Raw genomic sequence first — 18,351 nt, forward strand, 5'->3', positions numbered from 1 at the left:
CGGGTATCTCTTTTCTGAAGAGATACCCGTGAATAAGCCTCTCTGCGGTTTTTCACTTCTTGCAGGAATCTTCTTTTGACTGATTTCGAACGCTACTACCAACGCATCCGCCGCCAGCAGAAACGCGACACGCTGATCTGGTCGCTGCTGCTGGTCACGCTCTACCTTATCGCGGGCAAAATGTCAGAGTTCAGCCTGACGACGCTCTGGACCTCGATGCCGCACTTCTTCGACTACCTGTGGGAAACCCTGCCGGTGCTGCACCTTTCTACGCTGTTCGACAGCGTAAAGACCGAAGGATCGCTCGCTTACTGGGGCTACCGGCTTCATTTTCAGCTGCCGCTGATCTGGGAGACGCTGCAGCTGGCGCTCGCCTCCACCCTCGTGGCGGTGGCTATCGCCGCGCTGCTGGCGTTTTTCGCCGCTGACAACACCAAAACCCCGGCCAGCCTGCGCGTTGCCATTCGCGCCGCCGTCGCCTTTCTGCGCACCATGCCGGAGCTGGCCTGGGCGGTGATGTTCGTAATGGCGTTCGGCATCGGTGCCATTCCCGGCTTCCTCGCACTGGCGCTGCACACCATCGGCAGCCTGACCAAGCTGTTCTACGAGGCGATCGAAAGCGCCTCCGACAGGCCGGTGCGCGGGCTGGCTGCCTGCGGTGCCAGCAAGCTGCAGCGGATGCGCTTCGCCTTCTGGCCGCAGGTGAAACCGATTTTCCTCTCCTACAGCTTTATGCGTCTGGAGATTAACTTTCGCTCATCGACCATTCTCGGGCTGGTGGGCGCGGGCGGCATCGGCCAGGAGCTGATGACCAATATCAAACTCGATCGTTACGATCAGGTCAGCATCACGCTGCTGCTGATTATTGTGGTGGTGTCGCTGCTGGATACGCTCTCTGGCCAGCTGCGCCGCCGCGTGGTGGAGGGATCATCATGATTGCGCTGGCGCCAGATATCGGCAAGCTCAGGCGGGAACACCCGGCGCTGTTCAGCGCGCAGCGGCGCTATCTGCGCCGACTCGCGCTGACCGCCGCAGCGATCCTGCTTTACTACCTCTTTTTCTTCGAATTTTACGGCATCGAGTGGAGCCGCGCCGCGACAGGCGCGCAGCAGCTGGGGCGCTACTTTGTGCGCATGTTCGTCTGGCACGATTTTATTAACTGGCCGTTCGGCTACTACTTCTCGCAAATCGGCATTACGCTGGCGATCGTCTTCGCCGGCACCCTGACCGCGTCGATTATCGCGCTGCCGCTGTCGTTTTTCGCCGCGCGCAACGTGATGCACAGCCGTGCGATGCGGCCGATGGCCTGGGCGGTGCGTCGCCTGCTCGATCTGCTGCGCGGCATCGATATGGCGATTTGGGGGCTGATCTTCGTGCGCGCCGTCGGCATGGGGCCGCTGGCGGGCGTGCTGGCGATAGTGATGCAGGATGTCGGGCTGCTCGGCAAGCTCTACTCGGAAGGGCATGAGGCGGTGGAGCGCTCGCCGAGCCGCGGGCTGAGCGCGGTGGGCGCCAGCAGCCTGCAAAAGCATCGCTTCGGCATCTTTACCCAGTCGTTTCCCCACTTTCTGGCGCTCAGCCTCTATCAGATCGAGTCCAATACCCGCTCGGCGGCGGTGCTCGGCTTTGTCGGCGCGGGCGGCGTCGGGCTGGTCTACGCCGAGAATATGCGCCTGTGGAACTGGGACGTGGTGATGTTTCTGACCCTGATCCTCGTGGCGGTGGTGATGATCATGGATGCGATCTCCAGCCGGCTGCGCAAGCGCTATATCAGCGGGAAGCCGGTGCCGCTCTGGCAGCCTGCCGCGCGCGACTGAGCCGCTCGCTGCGCTGCCAGGCGCGCGCCAGCGCCTGTGCCAGCTGCGCCTGCTGCCAGGGTTTCGCCAGCCGCTCGCACAGCGGCAGCGCCACCGGCTGCAGGCGCAGATCCTGCCCGCTGATCAGCAGCGTTGCCAGCTGTGGCCAGTGCTGCTGCGCCTGACGGATAACGTCGGCACCGTTCAGCGCGCCGGGCAGCATCAGGTCGCTGATCAGCAGATCGATATCAGGCGTCTGGCGCAGCAGCGCCAGCGCCTCCTCGCCGCTGGCGCACTCCAGCGTCACGTAGCCGAGCTGATGCAGATGCTCGCACAGCGTCTGGCGCACCGCCGGCTCGTCATCCAGCACCAGCACCAGCTTGTCGCGCGGCGTTGGTGGGTCGACCGGCGGCACCGGCGGCGCTACGACGGCGCTTTCGGGCGCGCGCGGCAGCAGCAGGCGCACGGTGGTGCCGCGCGTCGGCGCGGTGTCGATCTCGATCTGGCCGCCCGACTGGCGCACAAAGCCATACACCATCGACAGGCCGAGCCCGCTGCCGCTGCCGGTCTCTTTGGTGGTGAAGAAGGGTTCGAACACCTGGGTGCGCACCTCCTCCGTCATACCGCAGCCCTGATCGACCACCTCAATCACCACGCGCTCGCGCGTCTCCCGCCGTTGATTACAGATGCGCAGCCGAATCTCGCCGCCTCGCTGCTGCATGGCGTCGCGCGCGTTGACCACCAGATTCATCAGCGCGTTCTCCAGCTGGCTGGCGTCGATCCAGGCGAGCCAGCCGGGCTGCTGCGCCTCGATGATCAGACGCTGGCCGGGCAGCAGCGAGTGCTGCAGCAGACCCTGCAGCTCATCCACCAGCTGCGCCACCGAGACGGCGCGCGGATGCAGCGCCTGCTTGCGCGAGAAGGCGAGCAGGCGCTGGGTCAGCAGCGCGGCGCGATCCGCCGCCTGCCGGGCGCGTTCGATGCGGCTCGCCAGCGCGCCCGGCGGCAGCTGGCCCTGGGTCAGCGCCAGGCTGCCGATGATCACCGCCAGCAGATTGTTAAAGTCGTGGGCGAGGCCGCCGGTCAGCTGGCCGACCGCCTTCATCTTCTGGCTGTGCACCAGCGCCTCTTCCAGCGCCTTGCGCGCGGTGCGCTCCAGCACGGTGTTGACGATGCCGCGACGCGGCACCGGGCTGAAGCGCAGCTCCAGCGTGCGGCCGTCCGCCAGCCGCACCTCCTGCGGCTCGCCGGAATCCTGCAGATCCACCCCGGCGCGCAGCAGCAGCTGGCGGTAGTGCAGGCCGCGATGCAGCGTCTGCCCGGGCAGCCCCAGCAGCTGCGGGTACTGCGCATTCCACACCACCAGCGCGCCGTCGTTGTCGAACAGCGCAAAGCCGTCGCGCATCGCCAGGAAGGTGGACTCGAGCTGGCTGCTCTTCTCCTTCAGCAGGCGCGAGGTGTGCGCCAGCGACGCGGTATTGCGCGCAAAGACGTTGAAGGCGCGCGCCAGATCCCCCAGTTCGTCGCGCCGCTGCAGGCCGGGCACCGAGACGCGTTTCTCTCCCTGCGCCAGCCGCGTCATGGCGTCGGCGATGGCGGTGAGGCTGGAGCCGAGGTTGCGGTAGATATAGATGCCGGCGTAGCCGGTGATCGCCAGCGCCAGCAGGGCAAACAGGGCGATAAACAGGATCACGGAGTTGAGTTCGCGGTGGGTCTCCGCGCTGCGCGTTTCGCTCTGCAGCGCCACCTGCTGCACGCAGGCGGTGATGTCGTCGTTGAGCATCGCCACCAGCGCCTTGATGCGATAGGTCGAGTAGGCGATCGCCAGATCGTTCTCCGCCAGCTGCGCCGCCAGCGGCGTCAGCGACTGCTGGGTTGCTATCAGCCGCGCGACTTTGTCATCCAGCCGTGCATCGCCGGAGTCGGCGCGCCAGGCGCTCATCACCTGCTGCAGCTGGTCGATGACCGCGATGGGCGAGGGGGTGCGGATCGCCACGTTGATCAGGCGCTCGGTTTGCTGACGCAGCGACGGCGCCGGCCCGCGCGCGGCGGCGAGCCGATCGATGCGCCCCAGCAGCAGCGCTGACTGCCACAGCCCGCTGAGCAGGGCGTTGCGCTGCAGGTGGCGCTGATGGCCGTTGACCAGCAGCCGGGTAATGGTCTGCTCCAGCATCAGGCTGCGCGCGCGAATGCGCGCCACCCGCTCCGGCTGGCGCGCCGCCAGCGGCGCCGAGGCGAGCAGCGCCAGCGACTGCTGCAAGGCCTGCTGGTTCTGCTGCAGCCGCTGCGACTCGCTCTGATACTCCAGCGCGCCCACCACCTGCGACAGCCGCACCGCCGCCGTGGCGACGCTGGCGGTGTCGCGCGCCAGCGCCAGGCTGGCGCTCATATCGGCCAGGGTTTGCGCCTGCGCCTGCTCCTGAATGCGTCCGGCGTGGCGAAAGCCGAGGATCGCCACCGCGCTCACCATCAGCGTCACGCACACCACCAGCAGATTAAACAGCAGCAGACGGCCGCGCGCGCCCGCCTGCCAGGGATGTTGATGCCGCATTCGCCGCCTCCGCGCCCGCCGTCACTGGGGCGAGTATAGGCCGCGGCCCGACGCCGTTTATGACAAATATGAACGGGCGCTGACATTTTCCATTTATCTGGCGTTGCTTTACTCAGCGCTCATCCCGCTTATCTGGAGCGACCCATGACAGCCACACCGATTCTGCAAATGCGCGCCATTACGCGGCGCTTCGGCCAGTTTTATGCGCTGAAAGGGGTCGATCTCACGGTCTACGCCGGAGAAATTCATGCGCTGATGGGCGAGAACGGCGCGGGCAAGAGCACGCTGATGAAGATCCTCGCCGGCGCCTACAGCGCCACCAGCGGCGAGATCCTGATCGACGGCCAGCCCTACGCGATTAAAGGGCCGAAAGCGGCGCTGGCGGCGGGCATTACGCTGATTTACCAGGAGATTAACCTTGCGCCCAACCTGACGGTGGCCGAAAACATCTTCCTCGGCAGCGAAATGACGCGCGGCGGATTGATTCGCCGACGGCAGATGGCGGAAGAGGCGCAGCAGGTGATCGATCGGCTCGGCGCGCAGTTCAGCGCCACCGATCGGGTCAGCCGGCTCAGTATCGCCGAGCAGCAGCAGGTGGAGATCGCCCGCGCGCTGCACCGCAACAGCCGCATTCTGGTGATGGACGAGCCCACCGCCGCGCTGAGCAACCGCGAAACCGAACAGCTTTTCGCCCTGATCAAGCGCCTGCGCGCCGAAGGCATGGCGATTATCTACATCAGCCACCGCATGGCGGAGGTCTATGAGCTTTCCGATCGCGTCAGCGTGCTGCGCGACGGCCAGTATGTCGGCAGCCTGACCCGCGACAACCTTAACGCCAGCGAGCTGGTGCGCATGATGGTTGGCCGACCGCTGAGCGATCTCTTCAACAAAGATGGCACCATTCCGTTCGGCGACATCCGGCTGGCGGTCAATCACCTCACCGATGGCGGCAAGGTGCGGCCGAGCAGCCTGGCGGTGCGCGCCGGCGAGATCGTCGGGCTGGCTGGGCTGGTCGGCGCCGGGCGCAGCGAGCTGGCGCAGCTGATTTTCGGCGTGCATAAACCCAGCGGCGGCGAGATTTGGATCGACGGAGAGAAGGTGACCATTCATTCGCCGCGCGACGCCATCGCGCGCGGCATCGGCTTTCTTACCGAGAACCGCAAAGAGCAGGGGCTGTTTCTCGATATGGCGGCGCAGGAGAACATCGTGATGGCGACGCTGGAGCGCGACGCCAGCTACGGCCTGCTCAACCGGCGCAAAGGAAAAAAGATCGCCGGCGACGCTATTGCCACGCTCAATATCCGCGTGCCCCATGCGCAGGTGCGCGCAGGCGGGCTCTCCGGCGGCAACCAGCAGAAGCTGCTGATTTCGCGCTGGGTGTCGATTGGGCCGCGCATCCTGATCCTCGATGAGCCGACGCGCGGCGTCGATGTCGGCGCCAAAAGCGAGATCTACCGCATGATGAATCAGATGGCGCAGCAGGGCGTGGCGATCCTGATGATCTCCAGCGAGCTGCCGGAGGTGGTCGGCATGAGCGACCGGGTGTACGTGATGCGCGAAGGCGCCATCGCCGGGGAGCTGGACCAGCATCGCATCAGCCAGGAAAACATTATGACGCTCGCCACCGGGGCGCATGCCGCGTCGCCAGTGGATCTATAAGGAGAAGACCGTGACAACAGAAACCACGCGCGTGAAATCGCCCACCGTAAAGCGGGCGCTGATGGGCGATCTGCTGCAAACCGTCGGCATCCTGCCGATCCTGGTGCTGATTGTGGTGGTATTCGGCGTGGTCGCGCCGAATTTCTTCACCGAAGCCAACCTGCTCAACATCACCCGTCAGGCGTCGATTAATATCGTGCTGGCGGCCGGCATGACCTTTGTGATTTTAACCGGCGGCATCGATCTCTCGGTGGGATCGATGCTCGGCACCACGGCGGTGGTGGCGATGGTGGCGTCCCTTGACCCGATGCTTGCCAGCATGACCATTCCCATGGCGCTGGGTGCCGGGCTGGTGATGGGGCTGTTCAACGGCATTCTGGTCGCCTGGGCCGGGCTGCCGCCCTTTATCGTCACGCTCGGCACCTACACGGCGCTGCGCGGCGCCGCCTACTTGCTGGCGAACGGCACCACGGTGATTAACTCCGATATCAGTTTTGAGTGGATAGGCAACGGCTATCTCGGGCCGGTGCCCTGGCTGATCGTGATCGCCTTCGCGGTGATCGCCCTCTGCTGGTTTATCCTGCGCCGCACCACGCTGGGCGTTCATATCTATGCGGTCGGCGGCAATATGCAGGCGGCGCGGCTCACCGGCATTAAAGTCGGCGCGGTGCTGGTGTTCGTCTACGCCATGAGCGGGCTGCTCTCGGGGCTGGGCGGGCTGATGTCTGCGTCGCGCCTCTACAGCGCCAACGGCAACCTCGGCGTCGGCTATGAGCTGGACGCCATCGCCGCGGTGATCCTCGGCGGCACCAGCTTTGTTGGCGGCATCGGCACCATTACCGGCACGCTGATCGGCGCCCTGATTATCGCCACGCTCAATAACGGCATGACGCTGATGGGCGTCTCCTATTTCTGGCAGCTGGTGATCAAGGGTGCGGTGATCATTATTGCGGTGCTGATCGACAAATATCGCACCCGGCACCATGTGTCCTGAGCGCGCCGCGCCGCTTTTACCCCTCCGCCATTCAGCCGTTGGCGATTCATATAACAGCAGGAGAAGGTCTATGCGTTTTAATCCGATCGTAACCGGGCTGCTGGCGGCGACGCTGTTCAGCGGCTCCTTCGCCCAGGCAAAAGATCTCAAATCTATCGGCGTCACCGTCGGCGATCTCGCCAACCCGTTTTTCGTGCAGATCACTAAAGGCGCGGAGATGAAGGCGCACGAGCTGGCGGGCGATAAAGTCAACGTGACGCTGGTCTCCAGCGGCTACGATCTGGGCCAGCAGGTGGCGCAGATCGACAACTTTATCGCGGCGAAAGTGGACATGATTATTCTTAACGCCGCCGATTCCAGAGGCATCGCGCCGGCGGTGAAACGCGCGCGTGACGCCGGCATCGTGGTGGTGGCGGTAGACGTCGCCGCTGACGGCGCCAACGCCACCATCACCTCGGACAATACCCAGGCGGGCGTGATGGCCTGTAAATATATCGCCGATCGCCTGAAAGAGAAGGGCAACGTCCTGATCATCAATGGGCCGCCGGTGTCGGCGGTGCAGAACCGCGTTGAGGGCTGCATGACCGAACTGAAGCGCCATCCTGAGATTAAACTGCTCTCCTGGAATCAGAACGCCAAAGGCAGCCGCGAAGGGGGGCTGGAGGTGATGACCGGCCTGCTGTCGGCCAATCCGAAGGTGGACGCGGTGTTCGCCATTAACGATCCGACGGCAATCGGCGCCGATCTGGCGGCGAAACAGGCGCAGCGCAGCGAATTCTTTATTGTCGGCGTCGATGGCTCGCCCGATGGCGAAGAGGCGCTGAAGCGCAAGAATTCGCTGTTCGTCGCCACGCCGGCGCAGGATCCGCAGGTGATGGCGGCGAAAGCGGTGGAGATCGGCTACGACATCCTGCAGGGTAAAGCGGCGCCGGATAAGCCGGTGCTGATCCCGGTTTCCCTGATCGATCGCAACAATGTCGGCAGCTATAAAGGCTGGACGGTGAAGTAACCGCGCGGCGCGGTCTGGCTGAACGTCCTGTCAGGCGCTCAGCCGCACCGCTTCCGGCCGCGCCACGTCAGCGGAAAAAACATAGCCGAGGCCGCGAATCGTACGGATCAGGCTCGGCTGGTGCGGGTGGGTTTCGATCTTGCGCCGCAGCCGCATGATCAGCACGTCGATGGTGCGGTCAAACACGTCGAGGCTTTCGCCGTGCGTCAGCTCCAGCAGCTGATCGCGCGTCAGCACTTTTCGCGCATGGCGCACCAGCGCGCGCAGCAGCGCGTATTCGCCCTGGGTAAGCGGCACCGGTTCGCGCTGCGGGTTGAGCAGCTGGCAGCGCGCCTCGTCAAGCTGCCAGCCGTTAAAGCGCCAGCTACTTTCCGCCGTTTCCGGCTGCGCAAGACGGCCGCCGCGCCGCAGCGCCGCGCGGGCGCGCGCCACCACCACCCGCGGGTTAAAGGGCTTGGCGATATAGTCGTCCGCGCCCATCTCCAGCCCTATCACCATCTCCGCTTCTGAGCCCATGCCGGTCAGCATGATCACCAGCAGGTCAGGGCGCTGGCGCTGCAGCTGCTGCAGCACCAGCAGCCCGTTGGTGTCGGGCAGCATCATATCCAGCATCACCAGCGCAATGTCGCCGTGCTGCGCCAGCAGGGCCGACGCGTCGCGTCCGTAATGGCAGCAGTAGACGCTAAACTGCTGTTCATTCAGCACATCCTGCAGCAGTTCGCACACCGCTTTATCATCATCGACAATCAGAATGGCGGGCTTCATGCGGCTCGACCTCAAGGTTAAAAAAAGGTTAACAAGAGTGTACACGGGGCGTTTCGCGCCGCGCTGGCAAGCAGTGGAAACGTGAGCGACATCGCGCTTGAGTTTATCGAAGCGTGCGTTGGCGCAGAATTTTACCGGGGTGATAGCCACGCGATGAAAACGATTGCGCAGCGGCGGGGCAATGCACCATAATCGCGCCTTCTTTTGGTTCGGATTTCTCTTAGAAAATGCCAGGTCTGGCAAGGTAAACGATTGCGTTTGCAGCTGGCATAGCGATTGCTATGTCTTCAGGCCTTATGGAGATTCAGGGCGTGACGATCGTAGCCGTCAGCATGCAGCGGCGCGTCGTGCGGTAACACAATAATCAGCATGTAACCCACACTGGCAAGTGAGAACGCGCATTCGTGCCGTCTCCGCTCTTGAGAGATGATGATGTTAGAAAAACTGTTCAAGCTAAAAGCGCACAACACGACGGTTCGCACCGAAGTAATCGCCGGGATCACCACCTTCCTGGCGATGGCCTATATCCTGTTTGTTAACCCCAGCATTCTGGGCGCCACGGGGATGGACAAAGGCGCGGTGTTTGTCGCCACCTGTCTGGCGGCGGCGATCGGCTCGGTGCTGATGGGCCTGATTGCCAACTACCCGATCGCGCTGGCGCCGGGTATGGGGCTGAACGCCTTCTTTACCTATACCGTGGTGCTGCACATGGGCTACACCTGGCAGATCGCGCTGGGCGCGGTGTTCCTGTCGGCGGTCATCTTCTTTGCGCTGTCGATTTTCAAAATCCGCGAATGGATCATCGCCAGCATCCCGCTGCCGCTGCGCGCCGGCATTGCCGCGGGCATCGGACTATTTCTCGCGCTGATCGCGCTGGAAGGCGCGGGCATCGTGGTGGATAACCCGGCGACGCTCGTCGGGCTGGGCGATCTGACCAAACCGGGCCCGCTGCTGGCGCTGCTCGGTTTCGTGGTGATTGTGGTGCTGGAAGCGCGTCGCGTCACCGGCGCGGTGCTGATCGGCATTCTGCTGATTACCTTTATCTCTATGGGCATTGGCCTGTCGCCGTTTGCCGGCGTCTTCTCTGCGCCGCCGTCCATTGCACCGACCTTTATGCAGCTCGATATCGCCGGCGCGTTTAACGTCGGTCTGGTGAGCGTGATTTTCGCCTTCCTGTTTGTCGACGTGTTCGACAATACCGGTACGCTGCTGGGCGTGACCAAGCGCGCCGGCCTGGCAGACGAGCAGGGCAATATCCCGAAAATGGGCCGTGCGCTGGTGGCGGACAGCGCCGCCGCGCTGTTTGGTTCGCTGCTCGGCACCTCCACCACCACCAGCTACGTCGAGTCCGCTGCGGGCGTGAGCGCGGGCGGACGCACCGGCTTAACCGCCGTCGTGGTGGCGATCCTGTTTCTGCTGGCGCTGTTTTTCTCGCCGCTGGCGGGCAGCGTGCCGGTCTACGCCACGGCGCCGGCGCTGCTGTTTGTCGCGGTGCTGATGGCCTCCGGTCTGGCGGAGATTGACTGGAAAGATATCACCACCGCCGCGCCGGTCACCGTTACCGCGCTGACCATGCCGCTGACCTACTCTATCGCCAACGGCATCGCCTTCGGCTTTATCACCTGGACGGTGGTGAAGCTGCTGAGCGGCCGGACAAAAGAGATCAATGCGGCGCTGGTGATCCTCTCTTTACTCTTCGTGATCAAGCTGGGCTGGCTCAGCGCCTGATAACGATCGCCGCGCCGGTGCAGGCTGGCGCGGTCTTATCCACACTCTGCGCGGCAGACGGACAGCGTCTGCCGCGCTTTTTTTTGTCCAGCCTGCGCGGGTTTGCGCGGCGGCTTCCAGAGTGCGCCAGAAAAACTGTTAACGCCTGATGTGTACGGTTAGGCTACACCCGCTGGCGCGATGCCGCTCTGCTGCCTGTAGGCGAATTTTCACCGAATTAGTGGAACGGGGAATGTCACAGGCGGGAAGAAATGATTAAATTCCCATCAGCAGAGGAGGTGCCAGCGGCAGGCTGTATAACCTTGCAAGGAGAAGCAACACCATGGAACGCCCGCTAAGCACGCTGCCGCACTATTTGCCTCCGCTTTTACGCCCGCTTCGACAGCCAGGAGGAGCTAACATGGAACGACTGACCAGACGCGTTGATCGACTTGAACAGCACACCCAACAGATTAAAAATGATCTGGCGGTACTCACCGAACGTTCACAGAATTTTGCCACTAAAACGGATGTGGAAGGCCTGCGTACCGACCAGTTCAGGCTGCGCTGTGAAATGCTTGAAGGTTTTGCTCAGACGTCAGCCCAGTTTGCTCGTAGTGATGAGCGGTTTGCGCGAGTCAGTGACTGGACCGGGCAGGCCGACACTAATTTTGCCGCGATTGACAGGCAGTTTGAGCAGATTCATAAACAGTTCGCGCGCGTTGATGAAAATTTCGCGCGCGTTGACGAAAAGTTCGACCAGGTTTACGAGAAATTTGACCGGGTTTATGAAAAGTTCGACCGCGTTGACGAAAAGTTCGACCGCCTCAACGATCGCATCACCTGGACGCTGATGGTGCCAGCTGTGTTAGCCGTGCTGGGCTGGCTGGCGAGAGAATTTTGGATAAGATAGAGAGGCGAAGCTTGTTGCTTCTCTCCTCATCGGGTTATGACAGAGCGCGAGACAGGTGCCTCGCGCTCAGGCTCATTACCGGAACGGCGGCTCGTTAAAGGTGCGCAGCTTCCGCGAATGCAGCTTATCGCCTTCGGCGCGCAGCAGCTCTACCGCGCAGATGCCGATCTGCAGATGCTCTGAAATCGCCCCTTCATAAAAGCGGTTCGCCTGGCCCGGCAGCTTGATTTCACCATGCAGCGGCTTGTCCGAGACGCAGAGCAGGGTGCCGTAGGGCACGCGGAACCGGTAGCCCTGCGCCGCGATGGTGGCGCTCTCCATATCCACCGCCACCGCGCGGCTCAGGTTGAAACGCAGCGCCGACGCAGAGTAGCGCAGCTCCCAGTTGCGGTCGTCCGTGGTCACCACGGTGCCGGTGCGCAGACGCTGCTTCACCTCTTCGCCCGGCATATTGCTCACCGCTTTGGTGGCGTCATAGAGCGCACGCTGCACCTCGGCGATGCTCGGCACCGGAATATCGGGCGGCAGCACGCTGTCGAGCACGTGGTCGTCGCGTAGATAGGCGTGCGCCAGCACATAGTCGCCGATACGCTGGCTTTCGCGCAGGCCGCCGCAGTGGCCAATCATCAGCCAGGCATGAGGACGCATCACCGCCAGGTGATCGCAGATGGTTTTAGCGTTGGAGGGACCGACGCCGATATTGACCAGCGTAATGCCGCGTCGGCCAGGCGACGTGAGATGCCAGGCGGGCATCTGATGCTTTTTCCACGCCAGATCCAGCATCGCCGCGTCGCTGTCCGCCGTATCGGCGGTGATCACCGCGCCGCCCGCGCAGGCCAGGCTGTCGTAGTCGCTGGCGGGATCGCGCACCTGCTCGGTCGCCCAGCGCACAAACTCATCCACGTAGCGGGTGTAGTTGGTGAACAGCACAAACGGCTGGAAATACTCCACGGAGGTGCCGGTGTAGTGGCGCAGGCGTGCCAGGGAAAAATCGGTGCGCAGCGCGTCGAAGTGCGACAGCGGAAAAACGGCGTCCGGGTTAAACAGGCCGTCGGCGGTTTCATCACCGATCTGCGACAGCTCGGTGGTGGGGAAATGGCGTGCGATGCTGGCGCTCATGGTGCGGTCCAGCGACAGATCCGAGCCGTCAATCACATAAGGGTAGGGGATCTCCTGGCTGGAAGGGCCGACCTGAATTTCCACCTCATACTCTTTTTCCAGCATCGCCAGCTGCTCGCTGAGATAGTGGCGCAGCAGCGCCGGGCGCGTAATGGTGGTGCTGTAGCTGCCGGTATGGGTGAAACGGCCCCAGGCGCGCGTGCGGTTCTGCTGTGGACCTTCGCCGCGCCAGGTGATGCGCAGCTCGGGATAGACGAACAGGCCTTCACGACGTGCGGCCGCATCGGGCAGTTCGCCTCCTTCAATATAGGTTTTGATCGCGGCACGCAGCGCGTTCACCGCCTCGTCGTACCGACGCTCCAGTTCATCCAGCGCCTGCTGGCGGGTAAGGCTGTTCCATTGTGTAGGCATAAGCTCTCCTGGTGATAAGTGACCTTCCCCACAGCTTAGCGGGTTTGCCGCCGCCGTAGAGCAAGAATCTGTGATCGACCGCATTATGCACCAACAGGGTGCTGGCGTGTTGCGCATCCCCGCCTACGTTTATAAGAATCAGAAGGTGACGTCGTGCGCTGTCGCTGGCGTTGCCACCTTCCTCAGGCGAAATCTCACTCTTCATGCCGTTGTGGCGAGATTCTTGCTTGCCATCCATGACGGCGGTCGCGGCCGCCCATGGCTTTCCTTAGCGGTATTAACAACATTCATCACTCCTGCGCCGTGGTCTGGCAAATGCTAACGAACTGGGTTGAGGGTAGACAGCATGTCTCAGAAACTGATCAAGTTGTCATTACAAGTCATCATTGCAGGCGGTTTAAGCGCGGCGCTCAGTGCGCAGGCGGATATAAAAATCGGTGTCGCCGGGCCCTTCTCCGGGCCGAACGCCACCTATGGCGCGCAGTACTGGAAAGGGGCGTCGCAGGCGGCAGAGGATATTAACGCGGCGGGCGGCATCAACGGCGAGAAGATCGTGCTGGTGCAGGGCGACGACGCCTGCGAGCCCAAACAGGCGGTTGCGGTGGCAAACCGACTCGTCGATCAGGATAAGGTGATGGCGGTGGTCGGCCATTTCTGCTCCTCCAGCACCATGCCCGCCTCGGAGGTCTATGACGACGCCGGCGTGCTGTCGATCACGCCAGGCTCCACCAACCCGCAGATCACCGAGCGCGGCATGAAAACCCTGTTCCGCATGTGCGGGCGCGACGACCAGCAGGGCGCCATTGCCGCCAACTTTATGATCGACAAGCTGAAGGCGAAAAAGGTGGCGGTGATCCACGATAAAGACACCTACGGCCAGGGGCTGGCCGACGCCACCAAAGCGGCGCTGGAAAAGCGCGGCGTCAAAGAGGTGATGTATGAGGGCCTGTCGCGCGGCGAGAAAGATTTTAACGCGCTGGTAACTAAGATCGCCCAGGCGAATCCCGACGTGGTCTACTTCGGCGGCTGTCATCCCGAGGCCGGGCCACTGGTACGCCAGATGCGCGAGCAGGGCGTGAAAGCGAACTTTTTCTCGGGCGACTGCATCGTGACGCAGGAGCTGGTCACGGCGGCGGGCGGACCGCAGTACACCAGCGGCATCTATATGACCTTCGGCAATGACCCGCGCCAGATCCCCGATGGCAAAGCGGTGATCGATAAATTCCGCAAGGGCGGCTTCGAGCCGGAAGGCTACACCCTCTACGCTTACGCCTCTATTCAGGCGCTGGCCGCCGCCTACAAAGGCGCCGGTAAAGACAATGAGAAAGCCAGCGAATGGCTGAAATCGCACGATGTGCCGACCGTGATGGGCAAAAAAGCCTGGGACACCAAAGGCGACCTGAAAGTCTCCGACTACGTCATCTATCAGTGGGACGATAAAGGTAAATATCACCAGCTGTAAGCCTGAGCCCGCCCTGCGCACCGCAGGGCGTTTCCTGTCTGGATCGCCTGGCTGCGCGGTCCGCTTTGCGCAGAGAATTCATTATGGACGCCTTTTTACTTCAGCAACTGATCAACGGGCTAACGCTGGGCGCGGTATATGGCCTGATCGCCATCGGCTACACCATGGTCTACGGCATTATCGGCATGATTAATTTCGCCCACGGCGAGGTCTATATGATCTCCGCCTATCTCTGCGCTATCGGGCTGGCGCTGCTCTCTTTTTTCGGCGTGCAGTCGTTTCCGCTGCTGATCTTCGGCACGCTGCTGTTCACCGTGGTGGTGACGGCGGTGTACGGCTGGACCATCGAGCGCATTGCCTACCGGCCACTGCGCCACTCGACACGGCTGGCACCGCTGATCTCCGCCATCGGCATGTCGCTGATTTTGCAGAACTACGTTCAGCTGAGCCAGGGCCCCAATCAGCAGGGCGTGCCGACGCTGCTTACCGGCGTGCTGCGCGTCGAGTTTGACGGCGGCGTGGTGCAGATCACCTGGACCAAGGTGTTTATTCTGGTTGCCGCCTTTTGCGGCATGGCGCTGCTGACCTGGATCATTCAGTACACGCGGCTGGGTCGCATCTGCCGCGCGGTGCAGCAGGATCGGCGAATGGCGGCGATCCTCGGCATTAACACCGATCGCGTGATTTCGCTGGTCTTTGTCATCGGCGCGGCGATGGCCGGACTGGCGGGGGTACTGGTGACGATGAACTACGGCACCTTCGACTTTTACGCCGGCTTTATCATCGGCATCAAGGCGTTTACCGCGGCGGTGCTGGGCGGCATCGGATCGTTGCCTGGCGCGATGCTGGGCGGGCTGCTGCTCGGCGTGGCGGAGGCGCAGTTCGCCGGGCTGGTAAATTCCGACTACAAAGACGTCTTCTCCTTCGCGCTGCTGGTGGTGATCCTGATCTTCCGCCCGCAGGGATTACTTGGCCGGCCGCTGGTGGCGAAAGTGTGAGGGCGCAATGATGATTCGATCGATCAATGTGCGCCAGGCGCTGCGCGAGACCCTGCTGGCCGGGCTGATTGCGCTGGTGGTATTCGGACCGATCGTCGGCGTGGTGCTGAAGGGCTACGCCTTCGCGCTGGCCCCGACGCGCGTGGCGCTGCTGGTGGCGGTGGTAATGGCGGGACGGCTGCTGCTCAGCCTCTTTTTGCAGACCGAGCGCGGACAGGCGCTGCGGCGGCGCGTCGAAGGCGCGGACGACGGCGTCTACGTGCGTGAGCCTGGCCATCGCTCGCGGCTGCGCTGGATCCTGCCGCTGCTGCTGGCGGCGGCGCTGCTGTTTCCCTTTCTCTCCAGCAAATATCTGCTGACCGTGGCGATACTCGGCCTGATCTACGTGCTGCTGGGGCTGGGGCTAAATATCGTGGTGGGGCTGGCGGGGCTGCTCGACCTTGGCTACGTGGCGTTTTACGCCATCGGCGCCTACGGGCTGGCGCTCGGCTATCAGTATCTGGGGCTGGGGTTCTGGAGCATGCTGCCGCTGGCGGCGTTGATGGCGGCGTTCGCCGGGGCGCTGCTCGGCTTTCCGGTGCTGCGCATGCATGGCGACTATCTGGCGATCGTTACGTTGGGTTTCGGCGAGATCATTCGTCTGGTGCTGACCAACTGGCTGAGCTTTACCGGCGGGCCGAATGGCGTCTCCGTGCCGTCGCCAACCTTTCTCGGGCTGGAGTTCGGCCGGCGCGCGCGCGAAGGCGGCGTGCCCTTTCATCAGTTCTTCCACCTCGACTACAACCCCAACATGAAGTTTATCTTTCTCTATGTAGTGCTGGTTCTGGTGGTGGCGCTGGTGCTGTTTATCAAACATCGCCTGACGCGGATGCCCATCGGCCGCGCGTGGGAAGCGCTGCGCGAAGATGAGATCGCCTGTCGCGCCATGGGGCTTAACCATGTGCTGGTGAAACTCTCCGCTTTTATGCTCGGCGCCTCCACGGCCGGGATCGCAGGGGTCTTTTTCGCCAGCTACCAGGGTTTCGTCAACCCGACGTCGTTTACCTTTTTTGAGTCGGCGCTGATCCTCGCCATCGTGGTGCTGGGCGGCATGGGCTCGACGCTCGGCGTGGTGCTGGCCGCCTTTGTCCTGACGGTGGCACCGGAGCTGTTGCGCAGCTTCGCCGAATATCGCGTGCTGCTGTTCGGCATGCTGATGCTGCTGATGATGATCTGGCGACCGCGCGGGCTGGTGCGCACCAGCCGCGTCGGCGTCGCGCTGCGTAAAGGGGCGCGCCATGAGTGACGCGATTTTGCAGGTCGATCATCTGATGATGCGCTTCGGCGGCATCAAAGCGCTGAACGACGTCAGCCTGCGCGTGCAGCGCGGCTCGGTCACCTCGCTTATCGGCCCGAACGGCGCAGGTAAAACCACGGTGTTCAACTGTCTGACCGGCTTCTACCGCGCCAGCGGCGGACGCATTCAGCTCAATGCGCAGGCGCGCAGCACCGACGTTATTCAGATCCTCGGGCAAAAAATTCAGCCGCAGGACTGGCTGCGGCCGGCGCAGCTGGGTTCGCGCCTCTGGTACAAAATGTTCGGCGGCGCGCATCTGGTCAATCGCGCCGGGCTGGCGCGCACCTTTCAGAATATCCGCCTGTTTCGCGAGATGTCGGTGATTGAAAACCTGCTGGTGGCGCAGCATATGCTGGCGAACCGCAACCTGCTGGCGGGGGTTTTCAACACGCGCGGCTATCGCGAGGCGGAGAGCCGGGCGCTGGATCGCGCCTTTTACTGGCTGGAGACGGTGGATCTCGCGCCGACGGCCAACCGGCTGGCCGGCACGCTCTCCTATGGCCAGCAGCGGCGGCTGGAGATTGCGCGCGCTATGTGCACCCAGCCGGAGCTGATCTGCCTGGACGAACCGGCGGCGGGCCTCAATCCGGTCGAGACCGAGGCGCTGAGCGCCATTCTCTATCGTCTGCGCGCCGATCACCGCATCAGCGTGCTGCTGATCGAACACGATATGCCGATGGTGATGACCATTTCTGACCATATCGTGGTGCTCGATCACGGCGACGTTATCGCGCAGGGTACGCCGGGCGAGATACAGCGGGATCCGCGCGTCATCGCCGCCTATCTGGGCGCAGAGGAGGAGGAGCTTCATGGCTGAGCCGATGCTGAAATTTGACGCGGTGGATGTTTATTATGGCCCGGTGCAGGCGCTAAAGCAGGTGTCGCTCAGCGTGCAGCCTGGCGAAACCGTGGCGCTAATCGGCGCCAACGGCGCTGGCAAATCGACGCTGCTGATGTCGATATTTGGCCAGCCGCGCATCGCCCAGGGCGAGATCTATTTTCAGGGAGAGCCCATCAGCCAGCGGTCGACCCATTTTATCGCCGCCAGCGGCATCGCCCAGGCGCCGGAAGGGCGCCGCATTTTTGCCGATATGACGGTGGAAGAGAATCTGCAAATGGGCACCATCGCCATCGGCAGCGCCCATCAGAAAAGCGACCTGGCGCGGATGTATGAACTCTTTCCGCGCCTGCTGGAGCGGCGCAAACAGCGGGCAATGACCCTGTCGGGCGGCGAACAGCAGATGCTGGCCATCGCCCGCGCGCTGATGAGCCGCCCGAGACTGCTGCTGCTCGACGAACCGAGCCTTGGCCTGGCGCCCATTGTGGTAAAGCAGATCTTCGCCATCCTGCGCGAGCTGACGCAGCAGGGCATGACGCTGTTTCTTGTCGAGCAAAATGCGCGCCATGCGCTCGCGCTCGCCGATCGCGGCTATGTGATGGCAAACGGCGAGATCCGACTCAGCGGCAGCGGCCAGGCGCTGCTCAATAATGAAGAGGTGCGCAGCGCCTATCTGGGCGGCACGGCAGCCGCTGCGGTGAAAGGCGAGAAAAGAGTGTAATAATGATTGAAAAATCAGGGAAACGCTTTGCATAAACAGATAAGGCGACTCATCATTACTACTCCTGTCCAA

At 62.9% G+C, this 18,351-nt stretch carries 15 protein-coding genes; 12 read left to right on the forward strand and 3 right to left on the reverse strand.

Going from position 1 to position 18,351, the window contains the following annotated elements; all coding sequences use genetic code 11:
- The first annotated feature begins 75 nt into the window (after positions 1–75).
- Together phnE (MC269_RS07030) and phnE (MC269_RS07035) are read left to right on the forward strand one after the other, a co-directional pair.
- Positions 76–936, forward strand: coding sequence for a phosphonate ABC transporter, permease protein PhnE (gene phnE / locus MC269_RS07030; protein WP_239954626.1), 861 nt, complete (start codon positions 76–78; stop codon positions 934–936).
- Positions 933–1,817 carry a phosphonate ABC transporter, permease protein PhnE gene (gene phnE, locus MC269_RS07035; RefSeq protein WP_239954627.1) on the forward strand — a complete coding sequence of 295 codons (885 nt, stop codon included), beginning with the start codon at positions 933–935 and terminating at the stop codon, positions 1,815–1,817. The genes phnE (MC269_RS07030) and phnE (MC269_RS07035) overlap by 4 nt, the downstream gene beginning before the upstream one ends.
- On the opposite strand, the gene MC269_RS07040 is transcribed toward phnE (MC269_RS07035), so the two are convergent.
- Positions 1,771–4,347, reverse strand: a complete 2,577-nt coding sequence (locus tag MC269_RS07040; protein WP_239954628.1) for an ATP-binding protein — start codon at positions 4,345–4,347, stop codon at positions 1,771–1,773. The two genes, phnE (MC269_RS07035) and MC269_RS07040, sit on opposite strands and share 47 nt — an antisense overlap.
- A gap of 144 nt (positions 4,348–4,491) precedes the next feature.
- Here MC269_RS07040 and MC269_RS07045 point away from each other — a divergent pair, with 144 nt between their 5' ends.
- The 3 genes from MC269_RS07045 to MC269_RS07055 all read left to right on the forward strand — a co-directional run bounded on the left by MC269_RS07045 (position 4,492) and on the right by MC269_RS07055 (position 8,009).
- Positions 4,492–6,006 (forward strand): sugar ABC transporter ATP-binding protein, encoded by a 1,515-nt coding sequence (locus MC269_RS07045; RefSeq protein ID WP_239954629.1) that lies wholly within the window; start codon positions 4,492–4,494, stop codon positions 6,004–6,006.
- A complete protein-coding gene (locus MC269_RS07050) occupies positions 5,981–7,000 on the forward strand; it encodes a ribose ABC transporter permease (RefSeq protein WP_239954630.1) in 1,020 nt (339 codons plus the stop codon). Before MC269_RS07045 ends, MC269_RS07050 begins: the two co-directional genes overlap by 26 nt.
- 70 nt (positions 7,001–7,070) lie before the next feature.
- Positions 7,071–8,009 carry an ABC transporter substrate-binding protein gene (locus MC269_RS07055; RefSeq protein WP_239954631.1) on the forward strand — a complete coding sequence of 313 codons (939 nt, stop codon included), beginning with the start codon at positions 7,071–7,073 and terminating at the stop codon, positions 8,007–8,009.
- A gap of 30 nt (positions 8,010–8,039) precedes the next feature.
- Here the strand turns inward: MC269_RS07055 and MC269_RS07060 are convergent, their stop codons facing one another.
- Positions 8,040–8,774: a response regulator gene (locus MC269_RS07060; protein WP_239954632.1), complete on the reverse strand. Its 735-nt coding sequence runs from the start codon at positions 8,772–8,774 to the stop codon at positions 8,040–8,042.
- 429 nt (positions 8,775–9,203) lie between these two features.
- Here MC269_RS07060 and MC269_RS07065 point away from each other — a divergent pair, with 429 nt between their 5' ends.
- Together MC269_RS07065 and MC269_RS07070 are read left to right on the forward strand one after the other, a co-directional pair.
- On the forward strand, positions 9,204–10,502 hold the full coding sequence (locus MC269_RS07065; protein WP_239954634.1) for an NCS2 family permease: 1,299 nt from the start codon (positions 9,204–9,206) through the stop codon (positions 10,500–10,502).
- A 400-nt stretch (positions 10,503–10,902) separates the two neighbouring features.
- Positions 10,903–11,394, forward strand: coding sequence for a hypothetical protein (locus tag MC269_RS07070; protein WP_239954635.1), 492 nt, complete (start codon positions 10,903–10,905; stop codon positions 11,392–11,394).
- Between the two features lie 75 nt (positions 11,395–11,469).
- Here the strand turns inward: MC269_RS07070 and MC269_RS07075 are convergent, their stop codons facing one another.
- Positions 11,470–12,924 carry an AMP nucleosidase gene (locus MC269_RS07075; protein ID WP_239954636.1) on the reverse strand — a complete coding sequence of 485 codons (1,455 nt, stop codon included), beginning with the start codon at positions 12,922–12,924 and terminating at the stop codon, positions 11,470–11,472.
- A 346-nt stretch (positions 12,925–13,270) separates the two neighbouring features.
- Here MC269_RS07075 and MC269_RS07080 point away from each other — a divergent pair, with 346 nt between their 5' ends.
- The 5 genes from MC269_RS07080 to MC269_RS07100 all read left to right on the forward strand — a co-directional run bounded on the left by MC269_RS07080 (position 13,271) and on the right by MC269_RS07100 (position 18,279).
- Complete coding sequence (locus MC269_RS07080) at positions 13,271–14,386, forward strand: branched-chain amino acid ABC transporter substrate-binding protein (RefSeq protein WP_239954637.1); 1,116 nt, start codon at positions 13,271–13,273, stop codon at positions 14,384–14,386.
- Between the two features lie 83 nt (positions 14,387–14,469).
- A complete protein-coding gene (locus MC269_RS07085) occupies positions 14,470–15,384 on the forward strand; it encodes a branched-chain amino acid ABC transporter permease LivH (protein ID WP_081140094.1) in 915 nt (304 codons plus the stop codon).
- 7 nt (positions 15,385–15,391) lie between these two features.
- On the forward strand, positions 15,392–16,669 hold the full coding sequence (gene livM / locus MC269_RS07090) for a high-affinity branched-chain amino acid ABC transporter permease LivM (RefSeq protein ID WP_239954638.1): 1,278 nt from the start codon (positions 15,392–15,394) through the stop codon (positions 16,667–16,669).
- Complete coding sequence (locus tag MC269_RS07095) at positions 16,662–17,537, forward strand: ABC transporter ATP-binding protein (protein WP_239954639.1); 876 nt, start codon at positions 16,662–16,664, stop codon at positions 17,535–17,537. The genes livM and MC269_RS07095 overlap by 8 nt, the downstream gene beginning before the upstream one ends.
- Positions 17,530–18,279, forward strand: a complete 750-nt coding sequence (locus tag MC269_RS07100) for an ABC transporter ATP-binding protein (RefSeq protein ID WP_239954640.1) — start codon at positions 17,530–17,532, stop codon at positions 18,277–18,279. Before MC269_RS07095 ends, MC269_RS07100 begins: the two co-directional genes overlap by 8 nt.
- Positions 18,280–18,351 lie beyond the last annotated feature (72 nt).

It is taken from the genome of Pantoea sp. Z09, from assembly GCF_022394795.1.
In the GTDB taxonomy this organism is placed as follows: domain Bacteria; phylum Pseudomonadota; class Gammaproteobacteria; order Enterobacterales; family Enterobacteriaceae; genus Pantoea; species Pantoea latae.

Coding starts and splice junctions, on each gene's coding strand:
- phnE (WP_239954627.1), top strand. CDS start 933: ATGATTGCGCTGGCGCCAGATATCGGCAAGCTCAGGCGGGAACACCCG.
- MC269_RS07040 (WP_239954628.1), bottom strand. CDS start 4,347: ATGCGGCATCAACATCCCTGGCAGGCGGGCGCGCGCGGCCGTCTGCTG.
- MC269_RS07045 (WP_239954629.1), top strand. CDS start 4,492: ATGACAGCCACACCGATTCTGCAAATGCGCGCCATTACGCGGCGCTTC.
- MC269_RS07050 (WP_239954630.1), top strand. CDS start 5,981: ATGCCGCGTCGCCAGTGGATCTATAAGGAGAAGACCGTGACAACAGAA.
- MC269_RS07055 (WP_239954631.1), top strand. CDS start 7,071: ATGCGTTTTAATCCGATCGTAACCGGGCTGCTGGCGGCGACGCTGTTC.
- MC269_RS07060 (WP_239954632.1), bottom strand. CDS start 8,774: ATGAAGCCCGCCATTCTGATTGTCGATGATGATAAAGCGGTGTGCGAA.
- MC269_RS07065 (WP_239954634.1), top strand. CDS start 9,204: ATGATGTTAGAAAAACTGTTCAAGCTAAAAGCGCACAACACGACGGTT.
- MC269_RS07070 (WP_239954635.1), top strand. CDS start 10,903: ATGGAACGACTGACCAGACGCGTTGATCGACTTGAACAGCACACCCAA.
- MC269_RS07075 (WP_239954636.1), bottom strand. CDS start 12,924: ATGCCTACACAATGGAACAGCCTTACCCGCCAGCAGGCGCTGGATGAA.
- MC269_RS07080 (WP_239954637.1), top strand. CDS start 13,271: ATGTCTCAGAAACTGATCAAGTTGTCATTACAAGTCATCATTGCAGGC.
- MC269_RS07085 (WP_081140094.1), top strand. CDS start 14,470: ATGGACGCCTTTTTACTTCAGCAACTGATCAACGGGCTAACGCTGGGC.
- livM (WP_239954638.1), top strand. CDS start 15,392: ATGATGATTCGATCGATCAATGTGCGCCAGGCGCTGCGCGAGACCCTG.
- MC269_RS07095 (WP_239954639.1), top strand. CDS start 16,662: ATGAGTGACGCGATTTTGCAGGTCGATCATCTGATGATGCGCTTCGGC.
- MC269_RS07100 (WP_239954640.1), top strand. CDS start 17,530: ATGGCTGAGCCGATGCTGAAATTTGACGCGGTGGATGTTTATTATGGC.